The following is a 21,873-nucleotide window of genomic DNA, read 5'->3' as shown; positions in this document are numbered from 1 at the left end:
TGCGGGTTCAGTCTCATTTGATGTAAAATTCCATTCTACCGGATATTGTACCATTTTTTTCTGGAAACAAGAAATACGGTTTCTAATAAATAGAAAAAAACATTTCATACATATCATGAAATGTTTTTCTTTTTGTCATTTTCTCTTTTTTTCATATAAAGGTTCCACAATTGCCTTTTCAATAATCATATTAAAAATTGAAATACAAATTGCCGCAACGATTGCTACACCGAAACCTGATATATTAAATGCGTCTCCTAATAATGAATCTGCTATTTTTAACGTAATCGCATTAATAACAATTAAGAAGAAACCGAAAGTTACAACAGTAATTGGTAGCGTAATTAAAATTAAAAACGGTTTTACAAACACATTTAAAACAGCCAAAATAATACTCGCAATAATTGCAGTTTGTATATTTGCTACGTAAAACGCGTCTGGTGCAATCCCTTTTAAAAGTCCCGATACAGCGATTAACACAACACTATTTACAAGAAGTGATACAATCCATCTCATTTTCTTACACATCCTTTTAAACATATATATTTCATCATACGCTAATAGACAATAAACGCAAGTATGATACGGACACTTATATCAACTTATTCTACTCTTCATGCTTGTATACCTACTAACAATTCTTTGCGAAATAAGGCCCACACCATCTATGCTCATGCGTTTTCACAAAGGTCCAAGTGAAATCTTTATCTACAATATAGATATCCCCTTTATATATATTATCCGTCTCACACAATATATCATCCATATGTAATAAACTCGCATCCTTTATTAACAGTACCTCATCACAGTGTTGATAGAAAATGTAGCAATCCTTTTTCACCTCATTATGAAACGCATTTTCTGCTTCTTTACCTTCTAAACACTTCTTTTTCTCATAACTAAATATGTGCCATAGATAACCACATGCATACTTATCTCCATAAAGAAAAATATCTTCTTTTTCTTCATCACTTACATGATTTGCAAAGTTATCCTCCCAGCGCTTCCGAAAATATACACCCCAATTTTGAAACTCTCTTACCTTCATAGTTTTCTTTCACAACACATCTAAAAACTCCATCTTCTCCCCCTATACAATAAAAACCGAGCGTCATTTCCACTCGGTTTTTATTACTAAACTTATTGCGATAACTCTACTTCTTTTATTTTCTCTTTCATTCTTGCTTTATCACGATTTAAAATCTCTTTTAAATACTTACCTGTATACGAGCGCTCTTCTTTCACTACTTGCTCTGGTGTTCCGGAAGCAACGATTTGTCCACCTTTGTCTCCGCCCTCTGGTCCAAGGTCAACGATATAATCCGCTGTTTTAATTACATCTAAATTATGTTCAATTACAAGAACCGTCTCACCGCTCTCAACAAGACGTTGCAGCACTTCTAGAAGACGTGCGATATCATGCGCATGTAAACCAGTCGTTGGCTCATCTAAAATATATAGTGTACGTCCTGTAGAACGACGGTGTAATTCAGAAGCTAGCTTCACGCGCTGTGCTTCACCACCAGATAACGTCGTTGCTGGCTGGCCTAATTTCATATAACCAAGTCCAACGTCTACAAGTGTTTGAAGTTTACGCTTAATTTTTGGGATATTAGCGAAGAACTCTACTCCGTCTTCAATCGTCATCCCTAACACTTCAGAAATATTTTTATCTTTATATTTCACTTCTAACGTTTCACGGTTGTAACGTTTACCGTGACAAACTTCACACGGAACGTATACGTCTGGTAAGAAGTGCATTTCGATTTTAATAATTCCATCACCACGGCACGCTTCACAACGTCCACCTTTTACGTTAAAGCTGAAACGTCCTTTTTGATATCCGCGCACTTTCGCTTCATTCGTTTGAGCAAACACATCACGAATATCATCGAACACACCTGTATAAGTCGCAGGGTTAGAACGTGGTGTACGACCGATTGGCGATTGATCTATATCGATTACTTTATCTAAATGTTCAAGACCTTTAATCTCTTTATGCGTACCTGGCTTCGCTTTCGCTTTATATAACTTTTGCGCTAACGATTTATATAGTACTTCATTAATCATCGTACTTTTACCAGAACCAGATACACCCGTTACCGCTACAAACGTACCAAGCGGGAATGACATTTTCGCGTTCTTTAAATTATTCTCTTTTGCACCGACAATTTCCACTTTTCGTCCGTCACCTTTACGTCTTTCAAGTGGAACTGGAATAAACTCTTTACCGCTTAAATACTTCCCTGTTAGCGAATTCTCATCTTGCATCACTTCAGCTGGTGTACCTGCTGATACGACTTGTCCACCGTGAATACCTGCGCCAGGCCCGATATCAAGTAAATAATCAGCTGCCATCATCGTATCTTCATCATGTTCAACGACAATTAACGTATTACCTAAATCGCGCATTTCTTGCAATGTACGAATAAGACGATCGTTATCACGCTGATGCAAACCGATAGAAGGTTCATCAAGAATGTAAAGTACGCCAGTAAGACGAGAACCAATTTGCGTCGCTAAACGAATACGCTGCGCCTCACCACCTGATAATGTTCCTGCGGCACGACTTAACGTTAAATAATCTAAACCAACGTTCACTAAGAACCCAACGCGCTCCTGAATTTCTCTTAAAATTAAATGAGCAATTTTTTGTTGTTTCTCTGTTAGCTCCACACTTGAGAAGAATTCCTGTACTTCTTGAACAGAATATTTCGTTACATCAGCAATCGTTTTTCCACCAACGAAAACAGCTAAACTCTCAGGTTTTAAACGTCCACCCTTACACTTCGGACAAGCTTGTTCTGCCATATACTTTTCCATTTGCTCACGGATGTAATCAGAACTCGTTTCGCGATAACGACGTTCAATATTTGGAATCACACCTTCAAATAAAATCTCATTTTCCTTTACTTGACCAAATTCATTTACATAGCGGAAATAAACTTTCTCTTCATCGCTTCCGTGCAACACTTTATCAAATAAATCTTTCGGTATATCTTTCACAGGCACATCCATATCAACACCGTAGTGATTACATACAGATTGTAAAAGCTGTGGGTAATATTGTGAACTTGTCGGCTCCCAAGGCGCAATCGCATGCTCATTTAATGATAGATCCCAGTTCGGAATAACAAGTTCTAAATCTACCTCTAACTTTGAGCCAAGTCCATCACAAGAAGGACATGCACCGAACGGACTATTGAATGAGAACATACGCGGCTCTAATTCTCCGATTGAAAAACCACAATGCGGACAAGCATGATGTTCACTAAATAGAAGTTCCTCTTCTCCCATAACATCGATTAACACTCGTCCCCCGCCAAGCTTTAATGCACTTTCAAGAGAATCTGCAAGACGGCTTGCGATTCCTTCTTTTACAACAATACGGTCTATTACAACTTCAATGGAATGCTTCTTATTTTTATCTAACGCAATATCTTCAGACACATCAAGCATTTCACCATCAACACGTACACGAACATATCCTTGCTTCTTAATATCTTCAAGCACTTTCACATGTGCACCTTTACGGCCAGAAACGATAGGAGCTAACACTTGTAATTTCGTACGTTCAGGATATTCAAGGACGCGGTCTACCATCTGCTCTACTGTTTGTGATGTAATTTCAATGCCATGATTAGGACAAATTGGCGTACCAATTCGCGCAAATAATAAACGTAAATAATCATAAATCTCCGTTACCGTTCCAACAATTGAACGCGGATTACGACTCGTCGTTTTTTGATCGATTGAAATTGCTGGTGACAATCCTTCAATCGTATCTACATCCGGTTTATCCATTTGTCCTAAAAACTGGCGTGCATACGCAGATAACGATTCTACGTATCTGCGCTGCCCTTCTGCATAAATCGTATCAAATGCTAATGATGATTTCCCCGAACCAGACAATCCCGTTACAACGACAAGCTGATTTCTCGGAATGGTTACATCAATATTTTTTAAGTTATGTGCTCTAGCACCTTTTACAACGATAAAATCCTTGCTCTTACTCACTCTTTTCACCCTTCCGCTTTTAATTCTAATAGTAAATCTCTTAATTCAGCTGCACGCTCGAAGTCTAACGCTTTTGCTGCTTCTTTCATTTCTGCTTCCATCTTCGCAATTGTCTTTTCACGCTCTTTTTTCGTCATCTTCTTAGCTGGCGTTGCTTCATACGTTTCTGTTTCTTCAGCAGCTGTCGTTGCACGAATTACATCACGCACACCTTTTTGAATCGTTTTCGGCGTAATACCATGCTCTTCATTGTAAGCTTCTTGTATACTACGACGACGCTTCGTTTCTTCAATCGCAATTTCCATCGATCTCGTTATGCGATCTGCGTACATAATAACGCGGCCGTTTTCATTACGTGCTGCACGACCGATTGTTTGAATTAATGAACGTTCTGAACGCAAGAATCCTTCCTTATCAGCATCTAAAATCGCTACAAGTGATACTTCTGGAATATCTAACCCTTCTCGTAATAAGTTAATACCGACAAGAACATCAAACTTACCAAGACGAAGATCCCGAATAATTTCAATACGTTCTAATGTTTTCACTTCAGAATGCAGGTAATTCACCTTAATCCCTACATCTTTTAAGTAGTCTGTTAAATCCTCTGACATCTTCTTCGTTAAAGTTGTAATTAATACACGTTCATTTTTTGCAATGCGATCTTGAATCTCTCCTAATAAATCGTCAATCTGCCCTTCAATTGGTCGTATATCAATTGGCGGATCTAAAAGCCCTGTTGGACGAATAATTTGTTCTATTACTTCTGGCGACTGCTCTAATTCATACGGTCCTGGCGTTGCTGAAACGTAAATAACTTGATTCGTTTTCTCTTCAAACTCATCAAATGTGAGCGGTCTATTATCTAAAGCTGATGGCAGACGGAATCCATGATCCACAAGCACTTGCTTACGCGCTTGGTCCCCGTTATACATCGCTCTTACTTGCGGCACTGATACGTGCGACTCATCCATAACGATTAAGAAATCTTTCGGAAAATAGTCTAATAACGTATACGGCGTTGCTCCCGCTGGACGGAGTGTTAAATGACGGGAATAGTTTTCAATACCTGAACAAAAGCCCATCTCACGCATCATTTCTAAATCATAACGTGTACGCTGCTCTATACGCTGCGCTTCTAACAACTTGCCGTTATCATTTAATTCCTTTAAACGCTCTTCTAGTTCTTTTTCGATATTTTCAATAGCGACCTTCATTTTTTCTTCACGTGTAACGAAGTGAGATGCTGGGAAAATTGCTACATGATCACGTTCTGCTAATACTTCCCCTGTTAACGCATTTACTTCGCGAATACGATCAATTTCATCACCGAAAAACTCAATTCGGATACAATGCTCGTCAAGTGATGCCGGGAAGATTTCAACTACATCTCCGCGTACACGGAATGTACCGCGCTTGAAATCAATATCATTACGTCCATACTGCACATCAACAAGTTCACGAAGCAATTGATTGCGATCCTTCTCCATACCAACTCGAAGTGAAACAACTAACTCGCGGTATTCTTCTGGAGAACCTAAACCATATATACACGAAACACTCGCAACGATAATTACATCATCCCGTTCAAATAATGCAGACGTTGCCGAGTGACGCAATTTATCAATTTCATCATTAATCTGTGCGTCTTTTTCAATAAACGTATCTGTTTGCGGCACATACGCTTCTGGTTGATAATAATCGTAATAACTAACAAAATATTCAACTGCATTATTTGGGAAAAAGTCTTTCAACTCACTATATAACTGTCCTGCTAACGTTTTATTATGAGCCATGACAAGTGTTGGCTTTTGCACTTCTTTAATGACATTTGAAATCGTAAATGTCTTACCCGTTCCTGTCGCTCCAAGCAACACTTGCTTTTTCTTTCCGCTATTAATTCCCTCTACAAGCTTCTCTATAGCTACCGGCTGATCACCTTGCGGGGAATACGCTGAGACAATTTCAAATTGACGTTCCAAGAAAATCCGACCTCCTCATAAAAATCTGTATTATTATTTTACCACGAATGCCTATAAAAAACCTAAAAAAACGAACAGATATTCGGTAAAGTTTTCGACAATATATACATAAAAAAGGAAGGAGTACATACTTCCTTCCTCTACTAACTCTATTTTTTAGATACATATAATAAGTCATATCCATTGCGCCCATCTTCATTCATGCAATCTATTAACCGATAAGTACTTTCTGATTCGCGCTGCTCTTTAACAATACTTTTACAACTATCTTTATGTAACCCTTTATCCTTCCCAGCAAATTTGTCTTTTCTATTATCTGACACATAAAATATATCGTTCCCACTATACTCTAACGTTTGAAAAATCGGGTCCCCTTCAAGGGTATACTGTACAATTCTTATTTTATCAACTTCCCTTTGCTCGACATTCAAAACGAACTTTTCAAATTTATCTAGATTGAGAATTCCTGCTCCCTTTACAATGACATCATTCTTCTTATCAATTGTTGTGCTTGATGGTGAGCATGCTACTAAACTAAAGAGAAATATCCATATAAAACTGGTTCTTTTTCCTATTGTCATCCTCTCCTATAAAAATTATTTGTATACCGCAAAAGCTACTTCCCCTAAGAAAGTAGCTTCTTGTTCCCTTTCTCCTTCTTCGGAAAAAGAACATATGAAAATGAAATAGCTGCATCCACTAAAAGTATAATCGCCCAAACTTGGCTAACCCGACTCGCTGCTTTATTTAAAACAATTCCCGTTTCTAACCAATTACGCCATTGTTCAACCGGGGCAAGACCGTACAGAAAGAAAAAGAAAATATGCACAACAACAAACAAACTAAGGTGCAATACCCAATTTTTTATTTCCTGCTTCGCATAAGCCATACCTGTTAATTCTACCTGTTCTTCTATAATAGGCGCCGGCTCATTCCGCCATTTCGCAACTAGCTTTTGCGCAAATATATCAAGCTTCTTCAAATCCTTTTTTCCGTAAAAGACTGCATACAATAAAATGATTACCGTAATGATTTGAAAGTTAGAGAACTTTCCTGTTTGATAATAGTCCACTACCCCTAAAGTTAAAATAAACACTTCATTTATGAGTAGTACAATCCCCATAATAAAACTCGCCTTTTTCAAACGGAATCCGTAACGTAGTAAAAAGAAACCGATAGCCGATAACCAAAATACAATCTCTGCCCCAATTAAAAAATACCAACGATATTCTGCGAGCATACTCATTTATCCCTCTCCTTTTCATCATACATACGAAAAGCTTCACCCATATATAGTAAAAGTTCTTCTTCAATCGGATACAGGCTCATTTTCTGTGAATCTTCCTTCGATTTTCTAACTTCCCATAACTTATCTAAAAACACTTCATCACCATTAGCCATTTCTCAAAACTTCTGCATTAATTTCTTCATTGCCCCTTGTACCTCATCACTCGCTACTTCTTTACCGTCCTTCATAAAAGTACGGAATTGCTTTAATAAATCTACCCATTCTAAAACATTCGGATCTTCCTTACTCATGTTTGGTAAATTATGAAGCAATTTTTGTTCCTCCTTTGAAAACACTTCATTTTAAAATATTTCACGTATACGGGAAGACTGCTTCGAAAGCTGAATCAGTTCAAACATAACTTTCCAATCAAGTTCTCCTTCCACATCTACCGAATAAACAACCGCTTGTAAAACTCGCTCCATTCGATTAAATTTCTTTTGTTCTTCCTGTACAAATCGAAGTTGTTTTTCAAGAGAATTCTTTAAATCCAACTCACCTTTTACTAACATATTCGCAGTTTCTTTTAACGAAAATCCCATTTCCTTTAAAAACAAAATTTGTTGCAAACGAATAACGTCCGCTTCACTATATAACCGATGTCCACCCTCTGTTTTACCACTCGGCTTTAATAAATCTATTTGATCATAATAACGTAATGTACGTACCGTAACCCCTGTTTCTCTCGTCAATTGTTGAATTGAAATCACTATCATCACCTCTTCCCCTTCATTATAAAAGATGACGTTACGTAACTTTCAAGTGTTTTGTAAAAAAAATACAAAAGGCTGTTTATACGCTTCGTATAAACAGCCTTTACGGAAATAACCCCTTTTGTACAGCACGACCACAAAATAAAATAAGTGCTCCGACAACAACGCTCGTTGCTGTTTTATGATAATGAGCTGAAACTAATAAATAATACGATAAACCTACAGTACCAAGCATAATACAAATACTCGGCACTGGATTATGAGAGAAGTTCTGCATTCCCCAAAACAAAGCAAAAATAGCCGTAGCGACACATAATACCGGTAATCCCATCCCAGTTCCCCTTTTTCTATCTATTCCTTGTTGCTAACACGCTCGTCGATGCCCTACTTATTAATAGACCAAAAATAGCAATATATAATAACTCATTTACATGTACTACTGGCCTGTCTAAATACTTATTTACACAAAGATATATAATGAACAAGAAAACAAAGCTTGTCATACTAATCGTAAAATATGACTTCACCTTGTTCACAACTCGCTCATCAATCGACGGTATTCCCTCTTCTTTCAAACGCTTCTGTTCTCTATATTCCGCAATGCCCTATAAAATGACTAGTGCTACATTCGATATGAAAATAGTTCTCCACGAAATACTTAAAATCATTAGACTCACATTTAAAACAAACCCCGCTAAACACAAACTTCCTATAAATCGTATAACCTCTTGCTTACTCATACACGATCAGCCTCTTTACTATTTCTATATCTCCATTTCGGCCAATAGTTCACAAAGAAATAAACAAACTGCCCTAGTACAAATAACACAAACGGCATACCAGCACTTCCATAAACGATTAAATTGTACAAACTCCATATGGCTAAACTAATCGCTAAAAACAATCCTAAATATTTAAACGCTTTATCTGACTGAAATCTCTCAAACTCCTCCTGCATTTTTCATTCCTCCTATCGCTATGCTCGTTTTCCTATCATCACTCCTATGATGAGACTACCTGCAAATAAGGAACTACATATTATAAATATCTCTTGCACAGGTATAACAGCCCTGCCTATTGCTTTACTCGCAGCAATATAAACAATAAGCAAAAGAAATGCGAATACAAATGAGACGTTTACATGCTTCTTTATATTTTCATTTACTCGCTCATCTATATCGGGAAGTTCCTCTTCTTTGTACTTACGCTTTTTGTAATTTGTATAAAACACTAAAAATACAATCGCTAAAATGTTACTAACTACGAGCGGTAAAATTGGTATAGCCGGATTCATAATATGAACTATAATGTCTCCCAAAAACAATCCAAAAGTCGCACCGATCAATAACTTTTTCGTATCGTTCATTTTTCCTCCCCTTACTCTAGCGTAAATATTTCTTCCACCTTCACTCCAAAATATTTGGCGATTTTTAAGGATAACTCTAGACTCGGATTGTAATGATGGTTTTCAATCGCCACAATTGTCTGCCGCGTCACCTGCATCGCTTTTGCCATTTCAACTTGCGTTATATGATGCTGCTTTCTTAATTCTTTAATTTTATTTTTTACACCCATAGGCTCCACCTTCAAAAGTAAAGATATCTTTACTTTAATTATAAATATTTTCCAAATACAAGTAAAGATATTTTTACAAATTTTAGAAAAACGTCTCATTAAACATCTACTCTAACAAAGTACAAAAGTAATTCAATTTATATCAGCGATTTTTCAAATATATCAGCGCAACTGAAATTATATCGGCGATTTCCCAAATATATCAGCGCAACTCCATTTATATCAGCGATTTTTCGAATATATCGACTTACCGACAAATACCGACATTCGTAGCAAGGTAAACATAAGAAAAAGCTGCCCCCAAATATACCTTCGGGAACAGCTCTCTCCTTTACTACATAAATCCTAACGCATATACAAGAACATATCCAAGCACCGATAAGCAAACCGAGCCAATTAGCCCCGCCACGAATGCTTTGCTTCCTAACTTACGGAACGTTTTAAACTCTACATTTAAACCAAGTCCCGCCATCGCCATTGCGATAAGCATGTAAGCAAGAACAACGATGTAGCCAGCAACAACTTCTGGAATAATCCCGAGCGAATGCACTGCACTCATTGCTAAAAATCCGAAGATGAACCATGGAATTGGAAGGTCACGCCACGATCTTTTTTCCTTGCTACCTTCACTCTTTCCAAACCATAGGCCAATTAAAATCGCTACTGGTACAAGCATTGCAACGCGCGTTAACTTCACGATAACTGCAATGTCTACAGCCGTACTTCCTCCTGGCGCCGCAGCTGCGATGACATGAGCGATTTCGTGCAGCGTCGCACCCGAGAATACACCGTAGCCGTACGGAGAAAAGCCAAGCACTGGATATAATAACGTATAAATAAGTGTAAATATCGTACCTAAAATAGCAATAATTGCAGCCCCAACTGCCGTTTCATCATCTTTTGCTTTCACTTGCGGCGCAATTGCCACGACCGCTGCCGCGCCGCAAATTGCTGTTCCACATGCTGTTAAAATCCCAAGTTTCTTTTCTACCTTAAATACTTTCGTTAGTCCATATACAACGAAAATCGTAAATGTAATAACAACCGCAGCGATAACCAATACTTTCGGTCCCGCCTTCGCAATATCAACAAGATTTAATCGCATTCCAAGTAAGATGATCCCAAAGCGCAGCAACTTCTTACTCGCAAAGTTCGTCCCTGCAATCGCATCATGAGGAACTCCAATTGCCGCACGCCAAACCATCCCAATTAGAATAGCAATTACTAATTGTCCCATAATATTTAAAAATGGAAGCTCCGCTAAATATTTCGCCACAATTGCGATTAATAATGTAATCCCAATCCCTTGCGAAAATCCAAAACGCTTCTTCTTTTGTATAACAAGTGTTTGTTCCACTTTGAACCACTCCAATAATCATATTGGAACATGCATGTTCTTTCTACTTACATTATAAGAGAGTTTCTATAATAAGTTTAATACCAATACCAAATCTCTATCATCAGAAATACTTATGATAAGATGATAGAAAAAGAAAGGAGCAGATGATATGAACGTAGACATTTTAAAAATTTTTGTTACGGTTGTTGAACAGAAACACTTCTCTCGTGCAGCAGAATTATTAAACCTTTCACAACCTGGCGTAAGTATGCACATTCGCAACTTAGAAAACGAATTTGGCACTACACTTATTCAGCGCTCTCCAAAGCACGTTCAAGTGACCGAGGCCGGAAACATTTTATATATACATGCAAAGCAAATGCTCTCTCTTTACGAAGATGCTAAGCAAGAAATTAACGAGCTACATAACGTTGTAACAGGAACTCTTCGCATCGGTGCTAGTTTTACAATCGGTGAATACTTACTTCCAAAAATACTGGCTAACTATGCGAATGAAAATCCACACGTCGAAGTTCATACTTTTATCTCAAATACAGAAGATGTTTTGCAAAGTCTTCGGTCTAATCAAATTGATATCGGCTTAGTAGAAGGACAAGTCGTATACGCCGACGTTGACGTTGAAACGTTTATGCAAGATGAAATGAAACTCGTCGTCCCGCCAAATCATCCACTGCTCGACACAAAGGAAGTGAATGAAAGGACACTCCAAGATCAAGTGTGGGTATTAAGAGAAAGTGGCTCCGGAACACGTGCTTATAGCGATCGCTTTATTCATCAACACCATTTAAAAATGAAACGATTCTTTACCTTTAGTAGTATCCAAAGCGTAAAGGAAGCTGTCGCTGCCGGACTTGGCATCGCTATACTTTCTGATTGGACTGTACGGAAAGAGCTACTGGCAAAAGAACTATTCCACGTCGAAGTTCCAGATGAACAACTCATCCGTCCATTCTCCATCGTGCGCGGCAAATATTTTATTCCGTCTAAAGCTATTCAAGTGTTTTTAAATCATGTAAATTCTTTTGCGAAAAAACAGCATTGACCTTCACATTAGTGTGAAGGTTTACAATACATGTAAAAGGAGTGAAACACATTGCGAATTGGGGAGTTATCAAAAGAAACTGGCGTTAGCGAAAGGTCACTAAGACATTACGAAGAAAAGGGATTACTCCCTTCGAAACGCCTCGCAAATGGCTATCGTGATTTCGATGAAAGTGCTATCGAAAAAGTGGAGCTTATTCAAATGTACTTACAAATCGGCTTAAATTTAGAAGAGACGGCAAGGATGCTACGCTGCCTTGAAATAGAGCCGCACCTATATGACAATCCGTGCAGCAGCATCCTTACACTTTACGAAGATAAACTCAATGAAGTAACAAAGCAAATCTCATTGCTTTCCAACATTCAAACGAATTTGCAAAAACACGTTTCACTCCTAAAACAAGCAAAAGAAAAGGAATGATAACATGTTTGTTATACATGGCAGTTCAAGACAAAATGGAAATACAGAAGCTTTAACACATATGATGATAGAGGGCATTGAAACAGAACAAATTTACTTGCGAGACCATACAATCCATCCTATTACAGACCAACGTCATGATGCAGAAGGATTCCAACCTGTAGATGATGACTACGAGCAGTTAATGAAACGCATGTTAGAGCACGACACAATTATCTTTGCTACACCGCTATACTGGTACGGAATGAGCGGACATATGAAAAACTTCGTTGATCGCTGGTCACAAAGCTTACGCGATACATCACTTCATTTCAAAGAGAAAATGAAAGGTAAAAAAATGTATGTTGTCATCGTTGGCGGAGATAACCCAAAACTAAAAGCATTACCGCTTATTGCTCAATTCCAATATATCTTTGATTTTGTTGGTTCTTCATTTGAAGGTTATGTTATTGGGGATGCGAATGGACTAGATGAAATTCAAAATGACGCTGAGGCGCTAGCGAAGGCACAAATTTATAATACAAAATTCAAAAATCACAAGCAGAAATAAGTTTGACAAACTATTTTGTATACGCATACAATAAAGGTAATATTATGAAAGGAAGGTAATTTGACCAATGAAGTTCTAATTCTCTTATTTATTTCATCCATCACAAATAGTGAACAAAAAATGATGAAAACTAGCAGGGGATTAGTCTGTCCATTTGTCGATACTTTCTTTCGAAACGATCATGTAAAAAAATCGTTTATTTATGTACGATTTTTACATGCAAGGGCGACGTTTATCCTCTCTAGTGAAACTAGGGAGGTTTTTTTATGACTATTTTATTCGCACGTAATATTGAGAAGAGCTTTGGTGATCGCACACTATTTACGTTACCGTCACTGGAAATTCAAGCACAGGATCGCATAGGAATTGTCGGCGTCAACGGGGTTGGTAAATCTACGTTACTACAAATATTAAGTAAAGAAATAGAAGCTGACAAAGGCATAGTAACTCACCATAGCTCTATCAGCATCATTCCTCAAATTAGCGAGGAATTACCAAAAGTCGCTTCTTCTACAGCAAAAGGAAAATGGAATATTTCAAACATCTCAAATTCAATGAGCGGCGGGGAACGAATGCGTCTAAAGATTGCCCATGCTCTCGAACAAGATGCAGGCATTCTATTCGCTGATGAACCAACAAGCCACTTAGATATGTTCGGTACAGAGCAATTAGAAAAGGCACTTTTATCTTATAAAGGTGCACTTGTTTTAATATCACATGATCGTGAATTTCTAGATAATATATGCACAAAAATCATTGAAATTGAAGACGGGATAATTCAAGAATATAAAGGAAACTATTCCAACTATCGAAAGCAAAAAGAACGTGAACGAACACAAAAACAAACAGAATACGAGCAGTATATAAACGAAAAAGAGCGTTTAGAGAAGTCCATTTTACAAAAAAAGCAACGTGCTTCTAGCATGACAAAAATCCCAACACGGTTCAGTTCATCTGAATCTAAACTTTATAAATTAAGTGGGGCTCATGGCCAAGAACAGGTTAGTAAAGCAGCAAAAGCATTAGAGACACGTCTTGAAAAACTAGAAAAGAAAGAAAAGCCAAAGGAGCTTTCTCAAGCCCAGTTTGACGTACAATACCATACACCCATTCATAGTAAAGTGGCAGTACAGTTCAATAAAGCAACAAAGAAAATAGGTGACCGCACACTATTTAAAAATATGAATGGAACGATTGCTCCTGGTGCAAAGCTTGCTATTTTAGGGGCAAACGGAAGTGGAAAAACGACCCTGTTTAACATGCTTCTCGCAAACGAGCGTGGCATGCAGCTTTCGAAAAGTTGTAAGATTGGGTACTTTGAACAAACACTATCCATTTTAAAAACAGATAAAACCATTTTAGAAAATGTTCTAGAAGAAACAAACTATACAGAGTCGTTCGTTCGCACAATACTTGCAAGGCTTCTATTCCGCCGTGAAGATGTTCATAAACCTGTGCACGTTCTAAGCGGGGGTGAGCGAATGAAGGTTGCACTCGCAAAAGTATTTTTAGGAAACTATAATATGCTTCTGCTCGATGAACCGACAAACTATTTAGACTTAGCGACGCAAGAAGAATTAGAAAGCATGCTACAAGAATATCCTGGCACTATACTTTTCATTAGCCACGACCGTGCCTTCATTCGTTCTGTTGCAGACCATATTCTACAAGTAGATGAAAGTGAACCAAGGGTATTCCATGGTAATTACGAGCAATACACAAACCGAACAGCCGATGCTTCTGTAAACGTTACTGCACAAGAATTATTACGATTACAAACAAAATTAACAGAAATCATCGGCCGAATTTCCATACCAAATCATCACGATGACATCACATCTCTCGAACAAGAATACGAAACATTATTAGTTCAAATCCGAAAATGTAAAGAAGCGCTCTAATGTCTTCCCTATATATCGACAAGGCCTTCCACATTTCCCAAGAAATATAGAAGCTTCGACATGATAACAAAACAGCCGTGCATCAGCACGGCTTTTCATTTTAGATACGGACAGCAGTCCCGCTCACTGCAACCATTAGCATCCCTTCGCGAACTACTTCGTAATCCACGTCGATACCAACAATTGCATTCGCATTTTTTTGTCTTGCGAAAGTTTTCATTTCTTCCATTGCGATGTCGCGTGCTTCTTTTAATTTACTTTCATAAGCGCCAGCACGACCGCCGACAACGTCACGAACAGAGGCAAAAAGGTCACGAACGATATTCGCGCCCATAATCGCTTCTCCATTGACGATATCGATGTACTCAATAATTTCTTTTCCTTGAATTGTAGACGTTGTAGTTACAATCATACTTTATTACCTCCCATATGAGATTTTTTACCTACTTATGGTGCACTAATTCCGTACAAATTATATTTACGAACTAAACTGAGCTTCGTATAACCTACTGTATCCTCCGCCTTGTTCAATTAATTCATCATGTGAACCTTGTTCTGCAATACCATCTTTATTTACAACGACGATGCGATCTGCATTTTTAATCGTTGCCAGTCTATGAGCGATAACTAACGTCGTACGGCCGACAGATAGTTCAGCAAGTGATTTTTGAATCGCAAGTTCCGTCTCTGTATCTAGTGCAGAAGTCGCTTCATCTAATATTAAAATTGGCGGGTTTTTCAAGAACATACGAGCAATTGCTAGACGTTGTTTCTGTCCGCCTGAAAGCTTCACGCCGCGCTCACCGATAACTGTATCTAAACCGTCTGGCTGCGAGTAAATTAAATCCTCTAACTGAGCTCTCTTTACCGCCTGCCAAATATCAGCTTCTGATGCTTTTAAATTTCCGTAAGCAATGTTTTCACGAATCGTTCCTGAGAATAAGAACACATCTTGCTGCACAATTCCAATTTGCTTACGAAGTGAAGATAACGTCATGTCTTTCGTATCAATACCATCAATTTGAATTGATCCAGATGATTGTTCATAAAAGCGTGGTAATAAGCTACATAACGTCGTTTTTCCAGCTCCAGATGGCCCAACGAACGCAACTGTTTCACCTGCATGTATTTTCAAACTAATATCATTTAAAATCGGTTCTTTGTTTTCATATCCGAATGTAATGTTGTTATATTGAATATCACCATGTACATGCTTCACTTCCATCGCATCTTTAGAGTCCACAATATCTGGCTCTGTTTCAAGAAGCTCTACATACCTTTTAAAACCAGCGATCCCTTTCGGATAGCTTTCGATTACCGCGTTAATTTTTTCAATTGGGCGGAAGAAAATATTCGTTAATAGAACGAATCCGATAAATCCACCGTACGTTAATTCTCCTTGCAGAACAAACCATGTACCGCATATTAAGACGAAGAGCGTTACGAGACGCATAAGCATATAACTAATTGACGAATTTAGCGCCATAATTTTATACGCCATTAATTTCGTTGTACGGAAACGGGCGTTGTTGACAGCAAATTGCTCTTTCTCAAACTTTTCATTTCCGAATGCTTGTACAACACGAATTCCCCCAACATTGTTCTCAATGCATGCATTAAAATCAGCAACGTCTGAGAATAAACGTCTAAATGTACCTGTCATTTTTTTATTGAAGTAAAGTGCTAACCATAATAAGAATGGAATGACGAAGAACGTTAATAACGCTAACTTCCAGTTAATCATCATCATAAATGAAAATGCCCCAACTAAAGTCATAACGGCAATAAATAAATCTTCTGGCCCGTGGTGAGCAATTTCCCCAATTTCCATTAAATCGTTTGTAAGGCGTGAAATTAAATGACCTGTTTTATTATTATCAAAAAATCTGAATGATAGCTTTTGAATATGATCAAATAATTTCTGTCTCATATCTGTTTCAATGTTAACACCAAGCATATGTCCCCAATATGTAACGACATATTGTAAGCCTGCATTTAACATATAAACTGCGAGTAAACCGAAACAAGCCCATAAAATAAGCGTCCAGTTTTGCCCTGGCAATAACTTATCAATAAATTGATTTACGATAAGCGGAAAGCCGAGTTCTAATAATCCTGCGACGACCGCACAAGAAAAGTCGAGTATAAATAAACCTTTATACGGTTTATAGTAAGAAAAAAATTTACGTAGCATATCTTCCCTCCATTTTCCAAAATTAAAAAGACTCTCTAAATGATAACTATTATCAAATAATTATTCAAGTGATTCGACTATGAAACTAAAATGAGGTTTGCGATAGTTGTCGTTTTTTGCTAGAAAGTCGATATATTTGAATAATCGCTGATATATTTCGAGTTGCGCTGATATATTTGCAAAATCGCCGATATATTTCAAGTTGCGCTGATATATTCGGAAAATCGCCGATATAAATTTCATTTACTAACTACCTTCCCCCGCAAAAAAAACAAAAAAGGCATCACCACAAGATGATACCTTTTCTTCTATTACATCGCTTCCGTATCCCACTCATGCTCCTGCTGAACAAACACAATACCTAATTCGTGATGTCCACCAGCGTATAATGCCGTTTGAGCAAGGCGAAGTTCTCCATTTGTATCTAATACTTCTAATTTACAAAATGCTCCTGTCGTCTTCGTTTGAAGCGCATCATAAAATTCCTCAGCACTTCTTGGAATGACTCCATTTACTTTCGTAATCATTTCTCCAGGCAGTAAATTCAGCTCTGCTCCAATTGTATTTGGAATTGTATCTAGTACAACGAGTCCGTCATTACGTGCAGCGAAGTACGCTGGTCTTGTTTCATCCGCAATTTTCTCTTGCATGGAAATTGTAAAACGTCCAAGCATTGCAACGCCCATTGCAATAATGGCAAGTACGTGCCACCAATAACTTGCAATTCCTAAAACAAGCACAAATCCTGCTAATCCGTACACACGTCTTCCTGTAAATAATAAAGCTTCCGTCGGCTCATAACTTCTAATCCTTCTCATAAATCCAATTAAAAATGGAACGAGGAATAGAGAATATGTATGTGAACCGATTGAAACGACAGGCCACCATGAAATAAACTGCGTTACTGCGTCACCTGGTACAAGAATAAAAATAGGAACGATCCATAAACGCTTTGATTCGTGTAAACCAATCTTTAATCCGCGCTTCCCCTTCCTAATCTTCGGCGTCGAATATCCTACTGCATTTTTAGAAATCAACAAGCCCTCTACAACGAGCATGATGCCTAGCAAAATAGCAAGGGATACGATTGTATTCTCTTCACCTTCTCCAAGCTGTAAGAAAGAAACTGGTAGCTTAGAAGATAATAGAACACATACAATCGCAATACTAAACGTATAAGCCGCTGATAAATATCGATACATAGCAGTTAATCCAAATAGTAACGTCCAAAGTAAAATGGCCCATAAGCTCGCCTTAGAAACAACAAGTCCGAGCCCAATCGTAATGATAGATACGATTAATCCGTATTTAACTCCCGCCAATAAAGATGTTCGCAGTTCAAACCAAATATCATAAACTTTAAAAGAAAAATCTTTTCGTTCTCGTAACATACGTAAGTATCCAACGAAGATACTACTTATTAAAAATACATAGACAGCAGGGTGTAAGAAAAAACGTCCAACTGCCCGCATTATTTCAAAAATCCATGCCTCCACGAACCCATTCACCACCATTTATATCATTCTTTCTTTTTATATTATCATAACTGGACAAACGTTTGTTTAACACAAAAAAATACAGGCAGCAAACCGCCTGTATTTCTTTTTACTTCGCCATTAATTTTAATGCTGACTGTAATTGTAGATCATTTTCTCCAGAACGGATTTTTTCAATAATTTTCGTTTGAATCGCCTCAGCTGTCTTTTTATCGAGCTGTCCTGTCGCTTCCATCTTATTCGCATTTTGGAATGCTTTCAGTGCTGATTCTGTCTCTTTACTAAAGTAGCCATCTTCACGTCCTGGTACATATCCTAAACTCTTAAGCATTTCTTGGGCATGTTTTACTTGTACATCATTTGCATTGTATGAGAGTGTCTTTTCAATTTGAATTGGTGTCGCATGATAATAATCTGGTTGTTTCACTTCTACAGTTGGCTTGATTCCTTTTTTATGAATCCAGTTTCCATCCGGTGTTAACCATTTGAACATCGTTAATTTGATATTGCTGCCATCTTTAAATGGAACAGCTTGCTGAACAGTACCTTTGCCAAACGTTTTTTCACCAATTAAATCGTATCCTTCTCCCTCTTTTAGCGCACCCGCTAAAATCTCTGAAGCAGAAGCACTTCCATTATCAATTAATACTGAAATTGGATATGGCTTTCTCTCTTTTAGTTCCGTAGAGAATTTCTTCTTCTCACCATTTCTTTGCTCTACTTGTAGCATCGGCTTTTTATCCGTCATAATTTCTCCTAGTATCTCTTCTACACTATTTAAGTAGCCACCTGGATTACCACGTACGTCAATAACTAAGCCTTTTATGTTTTTCTTCTCTAACTCTTTTAACTGATCCTTAAATTCTTTCGCTGTATTTTCAGCAAAAGAAGTGATTTGCATATAACCGATATCTTTTCCACTCTCTTGTTTCACAGAGCTAAACACTGTGAAGATTGGAATTTTTTCACGCTTAATTTTAAATACAATCGGATCAGCTACTCCTGCACGCTTAATTTCAATCGCAACAGTCGTTCCTTTTTTACCACGAATCTTTAATACTGCTTCTTCACGTGATAAATCTTTCACACTATTTCCATCTACAGATAAAATTTGGTCATTCGGTTTAATTCCAATCTTTTCTGCTGGTGAGCCTTTAATTGGAGATACGATAATAAGCTTACCGTCCGTTTTGTTCACCTCAGCCCCAATCCCTTCTAACTCGGGATCAAGCGATTCACTAAACTGTTTAGCCGTTTCTTTATCCATATACGTGGAATAAGGGTCCTTCAGCGTAGACAACATGCCTTGTATTGCACCTTCGACTAATTTTTCATCTTTCACGTCTTCCACATAACGTGAATCAATTAGTGCATACGCCTCATTAATTTTTGCCAAATTCCCTTGCGCAGTGCTAGCGTTTCCATTCGAAATTGTTTGCGTTACTTCTGCTGGGTTAACCCCAAATAAAGACATACCCGCAAACATTCCGCCAGCACCAATTAAAAATGCAACAACCATTCCAATAATTGCAACTCTACGTTTCAATGCGGAATTCCCCTTTCCAAAACACACAGGTGGTGTAGCAAAAGGCATCACACAGTGTGTGATGCCTTTACCTATTTCTACTATATGATAAGCTTGTACGAATTATGTTTGCAACTTTTTATACTTTTAAGAAGCGACGAATTGACATTACACTTCCCCACATACCGATTAAAGCCCCGATTAACACTAGTAAACCAGCTAATTGGAATACGAATGGGCTGTATGGTAGAAGTTCGAAAATTGTTCCGCCAAGTTTTTCGTTAAACACACCTTGCAACGAATTATACGTAACTAGAATTAAGCCAATTGGAATAATTGATCCTAATACTCCTAGGAATAATCCCTCTAATAAGAACGGCCAACGAATAAACCAGTTTGTTGCACCTACAAGTTTCATAATTTCGATTTCTGTACTACGAGCATAAATTGTAATTTTAATTGTATTAGAGATTAAGAACATCGCTGTGAATAAAAGACCAGCAATTAACACAATCCCGATGTTACGACCAGTTTTTACAGTATCAAATAATCGTTCAACTTGCCCTTTTCCGTACTGAACATTACTTACAAACTGCATTTTTTCAATCTTTTTCGCAATTGTTGCTGTATCTGTTGGTTCTTTTGCTTTTACAACGAATACGTTTTTAAGTGGGTTATCTTGTTCAAATAACTCAAATGTCTTTCCGCTATCGCCTAAGCTTTTAATTAAACGTTTTAACTCTTCTTCTTTAGAAGAATATTTAATAGAGTCTACTTTTGCAATCTTACTCATATCATCTTCTAATTTCTTTTGATCAGCTTCTTTTGCTGCTGGATCAATGTGTACACGAATTTCTACATCTTGCTCTACTTTCGTCGCAAAATGGTTCATATTCATAATCGCTGTTAAAAAGACACCTACAAGTAATAATGTAACTGTTACTGCACTAACAGAAGCAAACGTCATCCATCCGTTACGTGATAGATTCTTTACACCTTCTCGCAAATGTCGACTAAGGGTCTTAGCCTTCATATCCGTATCCTCCCTCCATCTCATCTCGAACAATTTTTCCGCCTTCAATCGCGATTACACGATGACGGATTGTATTTACGATATCTGCGTTATGTGTCGCCATAACGATCGTTGTACCACGCTCATTAATGCGCGTGAAAATCTTCATAATATCAAGAGCTGTTTCAATATCTAAGTTACCTGTTGGCTCATCGGCAATTACAACCTTTGGTCTATTAACAATTGCTCTCGCAATCGCAACACGTTGCTGCTCCCCGCCTGAAAGTTCGCTTGGAAGTGCGTCTGCACGATCTTCAAGACCTACAAGACCTAACACTTCTGTTACACGCTCACGAATTGCATCTGGCTCTTCTTCAATTACTTCTAAGGCAAACGCAACATTCTCATATACCGTTAATTTAGGTAGTAATTTAAAGTCTTGGAAAATCACGCCTAATTGACGACGGAAATATGGAACGTCTCTTTCTGCTAATGACTCGATAGTAAGACCATTTACATTAATTGATCCTGTAGATGGCTTCTCTTCACGATACATCATTTTAATAAATGTAGATTTTCCGGCTCCACTCGGTCCAACTACGTATACAAACTCGCCTTGTTTAATGTTAACTGTGAGACCAGCAATGGCTTTCATACCATTCGGGTACTCCTTATAAACATTCGTCATTTTTATCATTATTTATCACCCAATACTTAATGATTTTTTTCGAAATACTTTTCTGTACATTTGAAAATAAAAGCTAAACCTTTATTCTCTTTTAAACCACTCTTGTTGAA

At 37.7% G+C, this 21,873-nt stretch carries 21 protein-coding genes and 2 pseudogenes; 4 read left to right on the top strand and 19 right to left on the bottom strand.

Going from position 1 to position 21,873, the window contains the following annotated elements:
• Window positions 1-135: 135 nt before the first annotated feature.
• The 13 genes and pseudogenes from ACTFSI_RS18835 to ACTFSI_RS18775 form a co-directional block, all read right to left on the bottom strand.
• Entirely contained in the window at window positions 136-516 is a 381-nt protein-coding gene (locus ACTFSI_RS18835) for a phage holin family protein (RefSeq protein ID WP_001267308.1), read from the bottom strand.
• 115 nt (window positions 517-631) lie between these two features.
• The gene (locus ACTFSI_RS18830) at window positions 632-1,048 is read right to left on the bottom strand and encodes a DUF4275 family protein (protein ID WP_440045558.1); all 417 of its coding nucleotides are present in this window, start codon (window positions 1,046-1,048) and stop codon (window positions 632-634) included.
• Between the two features lie 92 nt (window positions 1,049-1,140).
• Entirely contained in the window at window positions 1,141-4,017 is a 2,877-nt protein-coding gene (gene uvrA / locus ACTFSI_RS18825) for an excinuclease ABC subunit UvrA (RefSeq protein ID WP_440045557.1), read from the bottom strand.
• A gap of 5 nt (window positions 4,018-4,022) precedes the next feature.
• Complete coding sequence (gene uvrB / locus ACTFSI_RS18820; protein ID WP_000441061.1) at window positions 4,023-5,999, bottom strand: excinuclease ABC subunit B; 1,977 nt, start codon at window positions 5,997-5,999, stop codon at window positions 4,023-4,025.
• 149 nt (window positions 6,000-6,148) lie between these two features.
• Window positions 6,149-6,580: a DUF4362 domain-containing protein gene (locus tag ACTFSI_RS18815; protein WP_000152009.1), complete on the bottom strand. Its 432-nt coding sequence runs from the start codon at window positions 6,578-6,580 to the stop codon at window positions 6,149-6,151.
• Window positions 6,581-6,624: 44 nt separating this feature from the next.
• Window positions 6,625-7,245, bottom strand: coding sequence for a hypothetical protein (locus tag ACTFSI_RS18810; protein WP_000062169.1), 621 nt, complete (start codon window positions 7,243-7,245; stop codon window positions 6,625-6,627).
• Window positions 7,242-8,003 (bottom strand): annotated as a pseudogene (locus ACTFSI_RS18805) (MerR family transcriptional regulator). Before ACTFSI_RS18805 ends, ACTFSI_RS18810 begins: the two are co-directional and overlap by 4 nt.
• Before the next feature lie 100 nt (window positions 8,004-8,103).
• Window positions 8,104-8,331, bottom strand: coding sequence for a hypothetical protein (locus ACTFSI_RS18800; protein ID WP_000524119.1), 228 nt, complete (start codon window positions 8,329-8,331; stop codon window positions 8,104-8,106).
• A gap of 16 nt (window positions 8,332-8,347) precedes the next feature.
• A pseudogene (locus tag ACTFSI_RS18795) lies at window positions 8,348-8,740 on the bottom strand (ATPase).
• The gene (locus ACTFSI_RS18790) at window positions 8,737-8,958 is read right to left on the bottom strand and encodes a hypothetical protein (RefSeq protein ID WP_044790923.1); all 222 of its coding nucleotides are present in this window, start codon (window positions 8,956-8,958) and stop codon (window positions 8,737-8,739) included. The pseudogene ACTFSI_RS18795 and the gene ACTFSI_RS18790 overlap by 4 nt, the downstream one beginning before the upstream one ends.
• An 18-nt stretch (window positions 8,959-8,976) precedes the next feature.
• Window positions 8,977-9,366: a hypothetical protein gene (locus ACTFSI_RS18785; RefSeq protein ID WP_044790924.1), complete on the bottom strand. Its 390-nt coding sequence runs from the start codon at window positions 9,364-9,366 to the stop codon at window positions 8,977-8,979.
• An 11-nt stretch (window positions 9,367-9,377) separates the two neighbouring features.
• Entirely contained in the window at window positions 9,378-9,575 is a 198-nt protein-coding gene (locus ACTFSI_RS18780; RefSeq protein ID WP_000538359.1) for a helix-turn-helix transcriptional regulator, read from the bottom strand.
• A 334-nt stretch (window positions 9,576-9,909) separates the two neighbouring features.
• Window positions 9,910-10,932, bottom strand: coding sequence for a YeiH family protein (locus ACTFSI_RS18775; protein ID WP_044790925.1), 1,023 nt, complete (start codon window positions 10,930-10,932; stop codon window positions 9,910-9,912).
• 151 nt (window positions 10,933-11,083) lie between these two features.
• Here ACTFSI_RS18775 and ACTFSI_RS18770 point away from each other — a divergent pair, with 151 nt between their 5' ends.
• From ACTFSI_RS18770 to abc-f, 4 genes are all read left to right on the top strand, one after another.
• Window positions 11,084-11,977, top strand: a complete 894-nt coding sequence (locus ACTFSI_RS18770; RefSeq protein ID WP_440045556.1) for a LysR family transcriptional regulator — start codon at window positions 11,084-11,086, stop codon at window positions 11,975-11,977.
• A 51-nt stretch (window positions 11,978-12,028) separates the two neighbouring features.
• Window positions 12,029-12,397: a MerR family transcriptional regulator gene (locus tag ACTFSI_RS18765; protein WP_001219201.1), complete on the top strand. Its 369-nt coding sequence runs from the start codon at window positions 12,029-12,031 to the stop codon at window positions 12,395-12,397.
• A 4-nt stretch (window positions 12,398-12,401) separates the two neighbouring features.
• Window positions 12,402-12,947 carry a flavodoxin family protein gene (locus tag ACTFSI_RS18760; protein ID WP_317460089.1) on the top strand — a complete coding sequence of 182 codons (546 nt, stop codon included), beginning with the start codon at window positions 12,402-12,404 and terminating at the stop codon, window positions 12,945-12,947.
• Window positions 12,948-13,213: 266 nt separating this feature from the next.
• Window positions 13,214-14,848, top strand: coding sequence for a ribosomal protection-like ABC-F family protein (gene abc-f, locus ACTFSI_RS18755; RefSeq protein WP_197225668.1), 1,635 nt, complete (start codon window positions 13,214-13,216; stop codon window positions 14,846-14,848).
• Window positions 14,849-14,948: 100 nt separating this feature from the next.
• Here the strand turns inward: abc-f and ACTFSI_RS18750 are convergent, their stop codons facing one another.
• From ACTFSI_RS18750 to ftsE, 6 genes are all read right to left on the bottom strand, one after another.
• The gene (locus ACTFSI_RS18750; protein ID WP_000637523.1) at window positions 14,949-15,260 is read right to left on the bottom strand and encodes a heavy metal-binding domain-containing protein; all 312 of its coding nucleotides are present in this window, start codon (window positions 15,258-15,260) and stop codon (window positions 14,949-14,951) included.
• A gap of 66 nt (window positions 15,261-15,326) precedes the next feature.
• Window positions 15,327-17,042 (bottom strand): ABC transporter ATP-binding protein, encoded by a 1,716-nt coding sequence (locus ACTFSI_RS18745; RefSeq protein ID WP_000944618.1) that lies wholly within the window; start codon window positions 17,040-17,042, stop codon window positions 15,327-15,329.
• 311 nt (window positions 17,043-17,353) lie between these two features.
• Window positions 17,354-18,556: a PDZ domain-containing protein gene (locus tag ACTFSI_RS18740; protein ID WP_138320744.1), complete on the bottom strand. Its 1,203-nt coding sequence runs from the start codon at window positions 18,554-18,556 to the stop codon at window positions 17,354-17,356.
• Between the two features lie 91 nt (window positions 18,557-18,647).
• A complete protein-coding gene (locus ACTFSI_RS18735; protein WP_000830290.1) occupies window positions 18,648-20,084 on the bottom strand; it encodes a S41 family peptidase in 1,437 nt (478 codons plus the stop codon).
• A gap of 118 nt (window positions 20,085-20,202) precedes the next feature.
• Window positions 20,203-21,096 (bottom strand): permease-like cell division protein FtsX, encoded by an 894-nt coding sequence (gene ftsX / locus ACTFSI_RS18730; RefSeq protein WP_000645019.1) that lies wholly within the window; start codon window positions 21,094-21,096, stop codon window positions 20,203-20,205.
• Window positions 21,086-21,772 carry a cell division ATP-binding protein FtsE gene (ftsE, locus tag ACTFSI_RS18725; protein WP_000594318.1) on the bottom strand — a complete coding sequence of 229 codons (687 nt, stop codon included), beginning with the start codon at window positions 21,770-21,772 and terminating at the stop codon, window positions 21,086-21,088. The genes ftsX and ftsE overlap by 11 nt, the downstream gene beginning before the upstream one ends.
• Window positions 21,773-21,873: the final 101 nt, after the last annotated feature.

This window comes from Bacillus cereus group sp. MYBK101-2, from assembly GCF_051918845.1.
Lineage (GTDB): Bacteria > Bacillota > Bacilli > Bacillales > Bacillaceae_G > Bacillus_A > Bacillus_A paranthracis.
The sequence above is the reverse complement of the archived record's forward strand: the minus strand, read 5'-3'. Positions and strand labels throughout refer to the sequence as shown.